Annotated in this window: 8 protein-coding genes and 1 riboswitch; of the genes, 7 read left to right on the top strand and 1 reads right to left on the bottom strand. The window is 44.1% G+C overall.

What is annotated here, in order from left to right; all coding sequences use genetic code 11:
• Positions 1-4: 4 nt before the first annotated feature.
• The 6 genes from sdhA (at position 5) to AC58UW_RS09630 (ending at position 6,993) form a co-directional block, all read left to right on the top strand.
• Positions 5-1,768: a succinate dehydrogenase flavoprotein subunit gene (sdhA, locus tag AC58UW_RS09655; RefSeq protein ID WP_497420458.1), complete on the top strand. Its 1,764-nt coding sequence runs from the start codon at positions 5-7 to the stop codon at positions 1,766-1,768.
• 2 nt (positions 1,769-1,770) lie between these two features.
• Positions 1,771-2,535: a succinate dehydrogenase iron-sulfur subunit gene (gene sdhB / locus AC58UW_RS09650; RefSeq protein ID WP_127452857.1), complete on the top strand. Its 765-nt coding sequence runs from the start codon at positions 1,771-1,773 to the stop codon at positions 2,533-2,535.
• Between the two features lie 400 nt (positions 2,536-2,935).
• Positions 2,936-3,043: riboswitch (guanidine-I (ykkC/yxkD leader) on the top strand.
• Between the two features lie 65 nt (positions 3,044-3,108).
• The gene (locus tag AC58UW_RS09645; RefSeq protein ID WP_497420457.1) at positions 3,109-4,131 is read left to right on the top strand and encodes an ABC transporter substrate-binding protein; all 1,023 of its coding nucleotides are present in this window, start codon (positions 3,109-3,111) and stop codon (positions 4,129-4,131) included.
• Positions 4,132-4,164: 33 nt separating this feature from the next.
• Positions 4,165-4,971 (top strand): ABC transporter permease, encoded by an 807-nt coding sequence (locus tag AC58UW_RS09640; protein WP_497420456.1) that lies wholly within the window; start codon positions 4,165-4,167, stop codon positions 4,969-4,971.
• A 3-nt stretch (positions 4,972-4,974) separates the two neighbouring features.
• Positions 4,975-5,790 (top strand): ABC transporter ATP-binding protein, encoded by an 816-nt coding sequence (locus AC58UW_RS09635; protein WP_497420455.1) that lies wholly within the window; start codon positions 4,975-4,977, stop codon positions 5,788-5,790.
• A 144-nt stretch (positions 5,791-5,934) separates the two neighbouring features.
• Positions 5,935-6,993, top strand: coding sequence for a LacI family DNA-binding transcriptional regulator (locus AC58UW_RS09630; RefSeq protein ID WP_497420454.1), 1,059 nt, complete (start codon positions 5,935-5,937; stop codon positions 6,991-6,993).
• A gap of 53 nt (positions 6,994-7,046) precedes the next feature.
• Here the strand turns inward: AC58UW_RS09630 and AC58UW_RS09625 are convergent, their stop codons facing one another.
• The gene (locus AC58UW_RS09625; protein WP_497420453.1) at positions 7,047-8,021 is read right to left on the bottom strand and encodes a cation diffusion facilitator family transporter; all 975 of its coding nucleotides are present in this window, start codon (positions 8,019-8,021) and stop codon (positions 7,047-7,049) included.
• A gap of 702 nt (positions 8,022-8,723) precedes the next feature.
• Between AC58UW_RS09625 and AC58UW_RS09620 the strand changes: the two genes are divergently transcribed.
• The gene (locus AC58UW_RS09620) at positions 8,724-14,339 is read left to right on the top strand and encodes a carboxypeptidase regulatory-like domain-containing protein (protein ID WP_497420452.1); all 5,616 of its coding nucleotides are present in this window, start codon (positions 8,724-8,726) and stop codon (positions 14,337-14,339) included.
• Positions 14,340-14,367: the final 28 nt, after the last annotated feature.

Here is a 14,367-nt window from a genome sequence, read left to right as displayed (position 1 = left end):
AGAAGTGGCTAATTCGAAAATCATCGTCGTCGGCGGAGGCCTTGCGGGACTCATGGCGACAATTAAGGCAGCGGAGGCCGGAGTTCACGTACAATTGTTCTCCTTGGTTCCTGTTAAACGTTCCCACTCCGTATGTGCGCAAGGCGGCATTAACGGTGCGGTGAATACAAAAGGTGAAGGTGACTCCACATGGGAGCACTTTGACGATACCGTTTACGGTGGAGATTTCTTAGCGAATCAACCGCCAGTTAAAGCATTATGTGATGCAGCTCCAGGCATCATTCACTTGATGGACCGTATGGGTGTTATGTTCAACCGTACACCAGAAGGTCTTCTTGATTTCCGTCGTTTCGGCGGAACGAAATATCACCGTACGGCATTTGCGGGTGCAACGACAGGGCAACAGCTTCTGTATGCACTTGATGAGCAAGTACGCCGCTGGGAAACAGCAGGTCTCGTAACGAAGTTCGAGCACTGGGAATTCCTCGGTTCCGTCCTGGATGACGAGAATGTTTGCCGTGGTATTGCGGCTCAAGATCTGCGCAGCATGGAGATTCAAACGTTCCCGGCTGACGCTGTTATTCTGGCAACAGGCGGCCCTGGTATTATCTTTGGCAAAACGACGAACTCCGTCATTAACACAGGTACGGCAGCAAGTGCTGTTTACCAACAAGGCGTTAAATATGCGAACGGTGAAATGATCCAAATTCACCCGACGGCGATTCCAGGCGATGACAAGCTTCGCTTGATGTCAGAGTCTGCACGTGGTGAAGGCGGTCGTATTTGGACTTACAAAGACGGGAAGCCTTGGTACTTCCTTGAAGAGAAATATCCGGCGTACGGAAACTTGGTGCCTCGTGATATCGCAACGCGTGAAATTTTCTCCGTATGTATTGATCAGAAGCTCGGTATTAACGGTGAAAACATGGTTTACCTTGACCTTTCTCATAAAGATCCAAAAGAGCTTGATATCAAGCTTGGCGGTATCATGGAAATCTACGAGAAATTCATGGGCGATGATCCACGTAAAATCCCAATGAAGATTTTCCCGGCGGTTCACTATTCCATGGGCGGTATGTGGGTTGACTACAACATGATGACGAACATCCCGGGCTTGTTCGCTGCGGGTGAGTGTGAGTATCAGCATCACGGTGCAAACCGTTTGGGCGCGAACTCCCTTGTTTCGGCTATTTATGACGGTATGGTCTCCGGTCCTAAAGCGGTTGAGTATATTCGCGGCCTAGAGAAGCATGCGGATGATACGTCTTCCATCGTGTTCGATCGCGAGAAGAAACGTCACCAAGACCGCTATGAGAGCTTGCTCAAAATGAACAGCGGGACAGAAAATGCTTATGTTCTGCACAAAGAACTAGGCGACATGATGAATGCGAATATGACGGTTGTTCGTTACAATGATCGTCTTGAAGATACAATCAGTAAAATCAAAGACATGAAAGAAAGATACAACAACATCAACATTACAGATACAGCTCGTTGGAACAACCAAGGGGTTGCGTTCACACGCCAACTCTGGAACATGTTCGAGCTTGCTGAAGCGATGACGGTTGGTGCCTTAATGCGTAACGAAAGTCGTGGCGCGCACTACAAGCCTGATTTCCCAGAACGTGATGATGACAACTTCATGAAAACAACAATTGCCGATTGGACGCCAGAAGGTCCGAAAATCAGCTATGAAGAAATTGATGTATCTTTGATTGCACCGCGGAAACGTGATTACTCCACGGAGAAGAAAAAGGGAGGACATTAATCATGGCTGAGACACTAAGCGCACAGAAAACCGTGAAGTTTATCGTGACTCGTCAAGAGAGTCCGGATTCTAAGCCTTATACAGAGGAATTCGAAGTTCCTTATCGTCCGAATATGAACGTCATCAGCGGTTTGATGGAAGTGCAGCGTAATCCTAAGAACGCGCGTGGTGATAAAACAACGCCAGTATGTTGGGAGTCCAACTGTCTGGAGGAAGTTTGTGGAGCTTGCTCCATGGTTATTAACGGTAAGCCGCGCCAAGCTTGTTCGGCTCTGATCGATAAGCTGGAGCAGCCAGTTCGCGTAGCTCCGATGAGCACGTTCCCTGTTATGCGTGACCTTGTCATCGACCGTGGACGCATGTTCAACGCTTTGAAGAAGGTTAAAGCATGGGTTCCGATCGACGGAACGTATGATCTTGGACCAGGACCGCGTATGGCGGAATCGAAGCGCCAATGGGCATACGAGTTGTCCAAATGTATGACATGCGGCGTATGTCTAGAAGCTTGTCCGAACGTAAATGACAAGAACTCTTTCATCGGGCCATCTGCGCTTTCCCAAGTTCGTTTGTTCAATGCTCACCCAACAGGTGAAATGAACAAAGACGAGCGTTTGGACGCGCTGATGACAGATGGCGGTATCGAAGGCTGCGGTAACTCGCAGAACTGCGTACGCTCTTGTCCGAAAGGCATTCCGCTCACGACTTCCATCGCAGCATTGAATGCAGACACAACGAAACATTTGTTCAAGAAATGGTTAGGCGTGTAAGAATAAGAACAAAGCCCGATACCCTGAGCGACAGGGTGTCGGGCTTTTTGGCATACAGGGGTCAGTTTGCTGGGGGAAGCGCGTTCGTCTCCGCCCAATCAGCGTTATCTATAGGGGAGTTCTGGAGAGGATGATTAGTTGTCGGCTGTTCCACGCTTGATGCCGTAGAGGGAAATGGTTCTGTTGTGGGCAGAGCAGTCATCTTAATATCTAACATACTTAAGTGGAAATGAATTGAGTACATCGCCTGCACCTCCATATTAGCTGTTATTATGTAATATATTATTACACCACAGAGGGGTTTGACAACAAAATAATTATTTGTGTTATGTATATTGACATAAGCTTAGGATGTAAGTATGATAAAGACAAATGTAAGAGTTGGTTACAACCTCATAGCAAACTTGTTTTCTAGGGTTCCGCGGCAGATGAAGGCTGTCGGTCTGGTCCAAGAGAAGACACACGGTGAAGGTCATCGTGCACACGGAGGGATAAAAGCCCGGGAGGATATCAGAATATGATATCGTTCCGGGTTTTTCTTTTTACCAGTTTAAATGGAGAGGGAGAATCAGAATGAGACAAAGAATGGTATTTCTGATGATGGCGTTGTTACTCGCTTTTACGGTAGTGAGCGGATGCTCGAGCAAAGAGGCAGCAAGTACGGCAGCAGGTGGCAGTGATCAGCCTATCAAGTTGGCGCTAAGTCCATGGCCGGGTTGGTTTGTTTGGTATTTGGTGAAGGAAAAAGGGTTCTTTGAGAAAAATGGCGTGAAGGTTGATCTAGTTTGGTTCCCCGTATACAGCGACTCCTTATCTGCCCTTGCGTCAGGCAAAGTCGATGCGAATAGCCAAACCTTAAGTGACACGCTGGCTCCTGCAAGCAAAGGGATACCGCTCAAGGCAGTACTTGTAAACGATAACTCTAATGGCGGAGACGGCGTCGTAGTAAAGCCTAACATCAATTCCTTGCAGGAGTTAAAAGGGAAGAAAGTGGCAACGGAGCTAGGCACGGTTGATCATCTGCTCATGCTAACGGCGTTGGAGAAGGCTGGTCTCGCTGAGAAAGACGTCTCTTACACCAACATGACGGTTAACGATGCAGGACCTGCTTTCATCTCAGGCAACCTGGACGGTGCCGTACTGTGGGAGCCATTCCTAAGCAAAGCGATTCAAGAGGGCAAAGGCAAGCTGTTATTTTCCTCGAAAGATACGCCGGGACTCATTCCTGATCTGCTCGTGTTTAAAGAAGAAATCACCAAAAATCGTCCGGAAGACGTGAAGAAAATTCTCAATGCCTGGTTCGATGCGTTGGACTACTGGAAAGCTAATCCGGAAGAGTCTCTACAAATTATGGCGAAGGCGGCAGAGACACCAGTAGACGAATACAAAGCTGGAGTCGACAGCGTGAAAATATTTCAGCTTGAAGATAATGTGAAAGCTTTCCAAAAAGCGGATTCCTACAGCTCCCTGCATTATACATCGCAGAAAACAGCCGAGTTCTTGAAAGGCTTGGAGATGCTGACGACTATCCCGAAAGCAGAAAGCTTCTTGGACGGACACTTTGTCGAAGAAGTGATGAAAGAGCGTAAGAAATAACAGGTGAGTGAGAGGTGCTCTATGGAAACGGCTATGAAAAAAAGACGCAAATCCACGTTGTTTGCCATACGAGGCGACATCAATCGTAAAACGTATGTTTCAGGGATTGTTCTTATTATATGTTTGGCAGTAGCATTTTGGAGTGTGCTCAGCTATGGCAATATGGTGAATCGAACATTTCTGCCTACACCGGATCAAGTACTTCGCCAATTTGCCATCCAGCTGCAGAGTTCCATATTTTGGCATCATGTCGGTATGAGTATTTTCCGTGTAGGAGCGGGCTTCTTGCTTGCTTGTATGCTTGGCATTCCGCTTGGAATTCTGGCGGGTACGTTTCGCTTTGCGGAAGCGCTGCTCGTTCCTCCGACTGAATTTATTCGCTATATGCCGGCAACGGCGTTCATTCCGCTGATTATGGTTTGGGCTGGAATTGGGGAATGGGCGAAGGTTATCGTTATTTTCATCGGCTGCTTCTTTCAGCTCATGCTGATGGTGGCTGACAATACGCGATCGGTTTCTAACGATTTGCTGCAAACCTCGTACACCCTTGGCGCGAATCGCTGGCAAGCCATTGAGAAGGTGCTAATCCCCGCATTGCTGCCTGATTTAATGAACACCTTACGATTGATCATTGGCTGGGCGTGGACGTATCTCGTCGTGGCAGAGCTGGTTGCGGCCAGCAGCGGACTAGGGTTCTCCATCATGAAGGCGCAAAGGTTTCTGAATACGGATCAAATCTTCGTGGGCATCATCGCCATTGGTTTGCTTGGATTGATGACGGACCGGACATTTGCTTACTGTCACCGCAGATTTTTCCCATGGCTGGAAGGAGGACGTTAACTAATGCGAGCACAACAAGCCCTACATGTCCAACCTTCTCATGAAAAAGAGATGAAAATGAGCAAGATTACAGCTTCTGATGTTACGAAAGTATATAGCTCAAAGAAATCGCAGTTCGTTGCGCTAGATAGAGTTTCCTTCCATGTGGATGCGCATGAGTTTGTGAGCTTCGTTGGTCCCTCAGGCTGTGGGAAGTCTTCTCTCTTGCGGATTATTGCAGGTTTAGAGACGATGACAACGGGATCTCTGCGTATTTCGGGGCATGAGATTGATGGTCCTGGCGCTGATCGCGGAATGGTGTTCCAATCCTACACGCTATTCCCCTGGCTTTCTGTGCGGGAAAACATTGAGTTCGGACTGACGCTGAAGGGTGTTCCTATTTTCGAAAAAAGAGCCATTTCCGATCACTTCATGGAGCTTGTCGGCTTGCAAAAGTTCGCCAGAGCGCTGCCGAAGGAGCTCTCCGGCGGGATGAAGCAGCGGGTGGCGATTGCAAGAGCACTCGCCAACAATCCGGAAGTGCTGCTGATGGATGAGCCCTTTGGGGCTCTTGACCCGCAGACCAAGAATTCGATGCAGGAACTATTGCTGCGCATCTGGGAGAAAGAAAAGACGACCGTCGTCTTCATCACGCACGATATCGAGGAGGCGATCTTCCTTTCCCAGCGTGTGTATGTGATGCAGGCGCATCCGGGAACCATCCGTAAGGAAATCGTTATTCCAGCCGGTCTGCGGGACGTGGAAGATGTGAAGGATTCAGAGTCTTTCCTGAAGTTGAAAAAGCAGATTATATCCCTGATTGGACATCATGAGGAATGAAAAGAAACTTGGCCGTTACAACGGTCAAGTTTTTTTGCTGGTAGCTAGACATTCCTTGGAAAATTTACTTTTACTGTTCTAATTGACGAGAGATTGGCTTATCGATAGAATAAATGAAAGTGATCCATAAATGAGGGAAGTCATGTGAATAGAAGTAAGCAGCCCACAATTGTCGATGTAGCCTCGGAAGCCGGTGTTTCCATAGCTACCGTATCGAATGTTATTAATCGCAGAAAGGTGCCAATGGCGCCTGAAACGATTCGCAAGGTGGAAGAGGCCGTAGTTCGGCTAGGCTATCGCAGGAATGTGATGGCGACGAATTTGAGCCGTCGCAGGTCCTATGAGCTCGGGTTGATTATTCCGCATTTTGGCGGCTATTATGGCCGTTTTGCGGAGAAGCTGGAGCAGAAGGTGCATCATTTTGGCTACCATTTATCGATCTTTTCAGCGGCTGGTATGGATCCGGAGATTGAGCAGCGCCATCTGGAGCACTTATTACAGCGTAGAGTAGACGGCTTGGTGAGCCATGGATTGGCGATGAGCATGCAGTCTACGCAGCAGTTGGTCGGAGAGGGCACACCCCTTGTCATCTTCAATGGGTGGGGATGGCCGAGCGAGATCGTCAAGTTGGCGGTTAATTTGGACTTTGCGAAGGCGTCTTCAGAAGCTGTTCAGCATTTTCTTGAGAATGGCTGCCGCTCCGTGATTTATGCAGGCAGAAGCAAGGGAATGGGAGCTAACGAACAGCGTATCCAAGGATTTATGGCTGGGCTATACGAGCATGGAGAATCTACCGAGCATGCGCTTTTGGATGCAGGCGAGCTTGGGATTGCCGGTACGCTTGATGAAGCGCTTCGCTTAAGCGGTGATTTGCGCCCTATCGGGATTTACACGTTCAATGACGCGTTGGCTCTTGAGCTGCTGGCTATCTGCCACGAACGAGGGATCTCTGTGCCCGAAGAAATACAGCTCATCGGGATGGATAATGAGTTTTACTCGAGGTCAAGCTTCCCGTCCATCACTAGCTTCGAGATGCCCGTTGATTTGCAAACGAGCTTGGTAGCTGCTTTCCTTATGCGCCAGATCGGGGAAGATTTGGACGAGGAGAACACACAGCTGCTTGAGGAATATTTGCCTCGTGTGACGGGGCATGAGCTGTTCATTGATCTAGAGATGATCAAACGGAAATCTTCCGGAGAATAAGAATGACCATTGATCACTTAAAGTGAGGGATCGATGGTCTTTGTTTTTTTGGATTAAAGCAGCGGTAGAGAGCTGGAAGCGGAGTTAACGCGGTTTTGATGCTTCAAGAACGCTTTGCCGTACTCTCCGTGAGGATTTATTTCGGCATGCTCAATTTGAATAGTGGCATGCTCGATGCCGTATTTACTTTTGAGTGTTTCATTGATGGCCAGAATCACGCAGAACGGTTGAATGTTGGGACTGATGAACACATGAGCTGTTAAGGAATAATGATCCGTCGATACGGCCCAAAGATGCATTTCATGCACATCCTCTACGCCCTCGACAGAAGCAATCTGCTTGCGAATTTCGTCCAGGTTATAACGCTCCGGCACGGATTCCATGAGAATCAGATACGATTCACGAATGATTTTGCTGCCACCGATAAAAATAATGCCCCCAATCACCATGGAGATGAGAGGGTCGAAAATGAGCAAGCCAGAATAATAAATAACAACGGAAGAAACGATGACGCCAACCGAGCTGAGCAGATCGCCAAAAAAGTGCCAAAGGGCGCTTTTGACATTCAGATTATCCTCTTCCTTCACGCTGTTATGGAGCACCAAAGTGAGCACCAGATTGACGATGAAACCGATTGAAGCGATCCCTAACATGAGGCCAAGCTGGATCGGCTGGGGATGAATCATACGCTGGATGCCTTCAATGAAGATTCCTAAGGCGATTACGCAGAGGGCGAGGCCGTTAAGGAATGAAGCGATAATCTCAAACCGTAGGAACCCAAATGTGAATCGTGCATTCGGCTGCCTGGTTGCGAGTTGCAGGGCAATCATGCTTAAGCCCAGAGCGATAACGTCCGAGATCATATGGGCCGAATCGGAAAGCAGCGCGAGTGAATTGGAGAGCACCCCGCCGACAATTTCTACAATGGTGAAAAAGGCAGTTAACAGGAGGGTAATCCACAATGTTTTTCTTGATTTTGTCTGTTCTTTAACGTGATGAAGATGGTGGTAGTCGTATTCCGTATTCATACGATCCCTCCTTATTTATAATAATTCTAATTTAATTATTATTATATGCTAGAGGGAGGGAAGGTGCAACACTTTTTGGGTTATTTACAGATTAAACACATTTTCTGTGGAGAGTACAAGATAAGTGAGGAGCGCATAGGAGCGTTCAGGGGCGTATAGAAGCGTATAGAAGCGTATAGAGGCGTATAGAAGCGCCCAAAGAGGGAAGAATGAAGCGTTTTCTATTTTGTAATATAAATGAAATAATTCTGTTATGGTTTCATAATGTTTGGCGGGTATTATAATAAGCAAGACCCCCTTTTTAATATAAACTTTTTGAACCCGGCCCCGTTGGCTGGGTTCCTTTTTTTGTTTAGGGCAAATAACTCTTTTGGGGGAAGGGGTTACTAGGTATTGAATTTGCTGCGTCTTGATAGGTTTGGCAAAAGAAACGATATTACGAACACAATCCAAGTGGTTGTGTTTTTTTGTTTATGAGAATGTCGATGGCTTGTGGAGCAATAATCTCCTTAAGGAATCAAGAAGGTTATGGTGAGAATAACATTTGTATGATATTCTTTACAAAGAACAATAATGTTCTTAAATAAGAATTAAAACAAGGGGGGATGTACGAATTGAAAAGATTACATGTCATTGAGTGAAACAAAATGGTTAGAAAAGGCCTAATCAATCTGTATCTACTATCAAGGAGAGTGGCATAATTTGCTATTAACAATCAAAAAAATAGTTCAAATATTACTTCTTGTAACATTATTCATTCCTTTGCTGCCTGCAAAATTTGCTAATGCTCAATTAAATACGTTTAGTGTCAGTGCCAAGTCAGAGGGATGGCAAAATCCAAATTATATGGCATATGCTGGACAAGCAGTGCAAATTTTTAGTGCTGGAGTAGCTCAATTTGCTCCTGATGTTGCTACTAACCCTGATGGTTTTTTTTATGACAACAAAGGAGCTATTACGGGAGCCACTAAGTATGACCCCATGTCGCTTGTTCCTTCGGCTCCAGTTGGTGCTCTTCTAGGTGCGATCATAAACATGGAGGATGGTAGTTTAAGTGAACCTTTTGTTGTGGGGGCGAGATACACGTTAGTTAGCCAGACAACTGGTTTGCTGTTATTGGCCTATAATGATGTCCCTGGCGGTTATTATAATAACACTGGAGGGTACGACGTAAGCCTAAGCGACCAAGTAAAAATAATTGGATTTAACTTCAATGATTTAATTCTCAATCAAGGTGAAACCTATCAATCACAAATTTCTTTAACACATTTGGATACTAATAACAGTTATGACATTACGAAAGAAGCGAACATTTCGTTGTCTAGTCCTGGGGTTATCCAAGTCGATGCTCATGGACTTATCACTGCTGTCGGCGAAGGCACCGTAAATATCATTGCGGCGTATGAAGGAGTTACTGGCGAAGGAACAGTTACAGTGAGACATAAGTTTCCCCAGATTGAGTATATCTCCTTGGATCATACAGAATATGATCTTAACATTGGTGACAGACATCAGACTGTCGTAACAGCCACATATAGCGATAATTCTTCTGTTGATGTAACAGGTGCTACAATGTATTCTCTGTCAACAAGTGGGATTGTGGAGGTCGGCCGTTTTGGAGACATTACGGCAGTTGGTGAAGGAGAGGTGAGCGTCACTGCGCAATTCGCCGGAAAGACAGCAGTTGCTAATGTCAGGGTATCCAAACCAATTATAGCCGAACAAGGTGGCATTACCGGACAGGTCATCGATACCAATGGTAACCCGATTTCCAACGCAGAAATTGGTTTTGTTGGGAATAGCAGTTCATTAACGATTACGGATAATAATGGCGTATATAACTTACAAAATCTTGATGCAGGAATGTATAATGTCTGGGTTCGAGCAAATGGGTACTCAGATAACAGGCAAGATCATGTTCAGGTGACTGCGGGGAAAACAACGACCGTCAATTTCCAGTTGAATAGTTCTGGAATACCTGATGGAAAAGGTAAACTCGAGATTTCAATAAAAGATGGAACGGCAACTGCAATATCCGGTGTATCCGTCTTGGTTCAACTTGAATCGGGTGAATCTCAACAATATACATTAAGTTCAAAGACGGATGGTACATCTGAGCTTCTCGTAGATCCTGGAAAATACAAAATTTATATGTATAAAACAGGGTTTACACCTAAGGTTTTGGACACTGAAATTGCAGCTGGAGAAAATGTGAAATTAAGTGTTGCCTTAACAAAAGGTGAATTGGTAATCGGCGATCCATCCGTGAAGCGACTTAGTCTAGAGGAAATCGAAGCTTTGCATATCGATCACAATGACCCTGCCAATTCGTGGGTATATGAATTTGAAATTCATTTGGGTTTTCAAAATAAACCTGCGCCTCCTAAGAAGATTTACATTAATCGAGATGCGAAAATATTGACAGAAAGCTACTTTACCTTTTTTGAGCTACCTTCGGAGGACGGATTTACGCTTAATGCGTACCCGATTCCAATAAAACTCAAAGAAGATCAAGCTCCAATGTTGGCTTATCTTATTGTTCCGGGTAAAGCAAGCTTCTTAAAAGAATTTTTCGAAATCAGCCTAGTCATTCAAAATACAGCAGCAGCGGATTTTAGTCTAAATGATTCCAGATTGTCTCTCCAACTTCCGGAGGGGTTAACCTTTATTCCTACACCCGATTCAACAGATGTATCGGTCGTGCTTGGAAATATTGAAGGAGGCAAACAAGCTGCAGCAAGCTGGATTGTCCGGGGCGACCAAAAAGGCGAGTATCATGTACAAGCAGATTTTACAGGAAATCTGTACCCATTCAACGAAGAAGTTCAGGTAAGTTTTAACACCCCTGCTCCAATAAAGGTTTGGGGTCAGGACTCCGTTATCATGCACATAGAGGCTCAAGAAATGGCTGATTGGGGATATCCATATCTCGTTAGAGTAGGTTTAGAAAATGTTTCTGATGCTCCAGTTTATAACGCAAGTATCGAACTAAAAGAGGAAAACAAAAAAAATTATGTGTACGCTCCTAATCAAAAATTAGTGCAAATGATACCTGAACTGGGGTCATCACAATCAGGAAGTAGCATACAATGGTTCGATTATTGGCTGATTCCAACGGTGACTGGAAAAATCGACTTGTCTGAATCGTTTGTATTGAAAACTGGTGGCAACGCTGAACTGCACACTGATATGACGAGTGTGCCAAGGAAAGAAAATTCAATTCGAGTGGCACCGAAATTAAGACAGATGCATGATGAACAAAATGGAAAAGTTCGATTGTATTGGGACCCGGCTGCAATTGATATAGCCAAAGAGCCCAATATCTCAATTAAAGGATATAAGATATATGAGCTTAGCGGTGATTTAAAGATGCCTGAGGAAGCTATTATCACATTGCCTCCTGAACAAAACTATGTGGAGCTGCCGGAGTCTCGACATAAAGATTATATCTTAACAACGGTCACGAGCCAGACAAGGACCGATGAGGTATTAGAAACAATGCGGCATGCCGTTACATGGTTTGATTCAGAATCAGTTGGGGGCCGAAGAGTAAGTACAAGCCCTGATACTTTAGAATTAGTTAAACTTAGCCAATTTGCATATAGCGATTTAAATTCAGGTGAATTTGTTGTGAATATTTTTAATAAACATTTTTTTCAAAATATTAAAGGGCTCATTGAAAAATCTATCACAGAAGATATTGATCCGAGTGACCTGGTTACCAAAAATGACCCATTAGAAAATATTAAAAAGTTTTTTCTTAACTTTGGTGTCAAACAGAAACTATACAATCAAGAACAAAGATATGATTTAACAGAAAAGTATAACATTAAAAATAAGGTTATTAATATCAATGGTATGAAAGACTGGGCTGTTCTTGCTACCGCTAATGATAGAGATTATATTAATGAAGGCTTTCAAGGGACAGCGTTTATTAACATGCTAAGCAATGAAGTAGTAATTGCCTTTAGAGGAACAGAACCAGACAAAGATTTATTTGATTTAACTAGTGATGCCCTGATGGTTGCTTTGGCTGACCAAGGACTTCACCAAATAGGTCCCGCAAGAAAATTTGTAAAAGATGTATTAGCAAATAGTCAAGTTAACGAAAATACAAGGATTACTTTAACCGGGCATTCGTTGGGTGGTTGGTTAGCGCAGAAGATTTATTTGGATATGAAGAATACTACGAATGATCCGATTCAACTTAGAGAACTTGGAAAGGTGATTAATTTAAAAAGTGCAGTAACATTTAATGCGCCAGGCTTTTGGAAACCTTCCATTGCACTACAAGCAATTAGTACTATGCTGCAATCATTATTTGATACTAAGGTTATAGATGCTGCAAAGAATGTTTTGGCTAATATGTCTGGATCCGGACAAATAAACTATCTAACCGATGAGCAATGGGAACAAAATCGGGATGGAGAAAATGACGAATTTGTTTACAATTATGTAATAAATTCCGATAAAGTTGGAGGCATATTTTTTAATGATCATATTGGAAAAAGTATTTTACTTCCATACTTGGGTGATGAAACCTCTGGTTTACTAAAGAAACATGGAATTGATAATTTCTACTTTTACGATTATATTAATGGGGAAATTATCCAAACCGAGCGTCACGATGAGGACATGGATGGCATTGGATTATTGATAGGTGGAAGGGATTGGATCGATGGAAGTCCTGCCACTAGCAGAGAGTGTATCTTCCAATCTAGTTGTTCGCCTATATTTAAAGGCGGGAAAGGGAATGATGCTTACATCTATCGCTATGGGTACGGTAGGCAGACAATTGATGATTTCGCTAGTTTAAGCGGAAGTGATACCATTAATATGAATTTTAGCTCGAAGCAAGTCCAGCTTTCTCAAGGATGCGAAGAGGAATTGACATGTACAGATGGTTCAACTAAAGATGACCTTCTCCTAACGTTCAATGAGAATCCTATTACAGGGGACAAATTGATTTTAAAGAGTATATTAGACCTATTTAACGAATCTTATCTCAAGAGATTCCAGTTTGTCGATAAGTCATATAACTTTGTTGAGTTGCTAGCCTCTAAGAATCTTACTTCTTTGTCAGAAAAAGATATCAATGTTACTGACCATAGGATTCTTCTTGGTAAGGAAGGTGCCTATATCCGACTTCCGAATGAAATCAATATTCCAACAGGTGCCAAGCTGAAGATACTGCCGGCGTCTGCTGCTTTCCAGACAGGAACCTTGCAAATTACTGGCGCAGCTGCAAACTTCTTTTTTGAAGGGGTGAATGTGGATCGGCCTTCGGAACTTGCACTTCCTCTTTGGGATACGGAAGTTGATTTGGAGAAAGTTTCTATTTATCTTCTAGATGAACTAACTGGGAAATGGATCTTACAACCTTCGAACATTGTAGATGGATTGGTAGTTGCGACAGTACCTCATTACTCAACTTACGGTGTATTCAGTGATAACACGGCACCATCGAACAGTTCTATTCTGAAAACAGAACAAGGCTTGCAATCAGTTAGCTTTTCTTTAAGTGCTGAGGATGACTCAGGAATTAAAGAGTATCAGATTTATCGTGATGATGTTTTAATCGCGACTGTGGCTCAGAATGTATATAATGATATTTCGGTTGAGCCAGGGAAAACGTATTTGTATAAAATGAAAGCAGTTGATAATCTCGGCAATTTATCTGATTTCAGTCAAGCGCTTGTCGTACATATGAATGGTGGTCCTGTATGGCAAGACGGAAGCAGCATGACCACGACGAATATCACGGATACAGGGTTACAACTAAATTGGTCTGCAGCCTTTAATGATTCGGGAACAATTCAATATAAAGTGTACAAGGCCCTGGCCTCAAGCAATGACTTCACTTATTTGGCTACAGTTACTGGAATTACTTATCATGTGACAGGTCTTCAACCTGGTACTTCCTACACATTCAAAGTAGAAGCTGGAGATGCCGCAGGAAACTGGGCTGTTGGAGGACCAACTGTCACATCAACGACCAATCAATCTGATGGTATAGCACCTGTGACTAAATATCATTTAGATCCAATCTATGCAAAAACAAGTACAGGTAAACAATATGTCGCGGGATTTACCGCTTCCCTCAAAGTAACTGATAATCAGAATGGGTCTGGGGTTAAAACCATTCAGTACCGTGTTAACGGTGAGGCTTGGAAGACATACACACAACCGTTCACTGCCTACGCAGGAACAACTCATACAGTAGAATACTTCTCTACAGATAATGCAGGTAATGAAGAAAATCCTATTAACAAAATGGATTTTGATAAAGGCATATTCTCGGGAGCAGGAAGCTACTAGTATTCAACTGATTCAATTACTTAACAAA

It is taken from the genome of Paenibacillus sp. J22R160, from assembly GCF_059692135.1.
Note: the sequence above shows the minus strand (reverse complement) of the source record. Positions and strands in the feature narration are given on the sequence as shown.

Excerpts from the sequence above, each read along its gene's own strand:
- sdhB (WP_127452857.1), top strand. The coding sequence starts at position 1,771 with ATGGCTGAGACACTAAGCGCACAGAAAACCGTGAAGTTTATCGTGACT.
- AC58UW_RS09645 (WP_497420457.1), top strand. The coding sequence starts at position 3,109 with ATGAGACAAAGAATGGTATTTCTGATGATGGCGTTGTTACTCGCTTTT.
- AC58UW_RS09640 (WP_497420456.1), top strand. The coding sequence starts at position 4,165 with ATGAAAAAAAGACGCAAATCCACGTTGTTTGCCATACGAGGCGACATC.
- AC58UW_RS09635 (WP_497420455.1), top strand. The coding sequence starts at position 4,975 with ATGCGAGCACAACAAGCCCTACATGTCCAACCTTCTCATGAAAAAGAG.
- AC58UW_RS09625 (WP_497420453.1), bottom strand. The coding sequence starts at position 8,021 with ATGAATACGGAATACGACTACCACCATCTTCATCACGTTAAAGAACAG.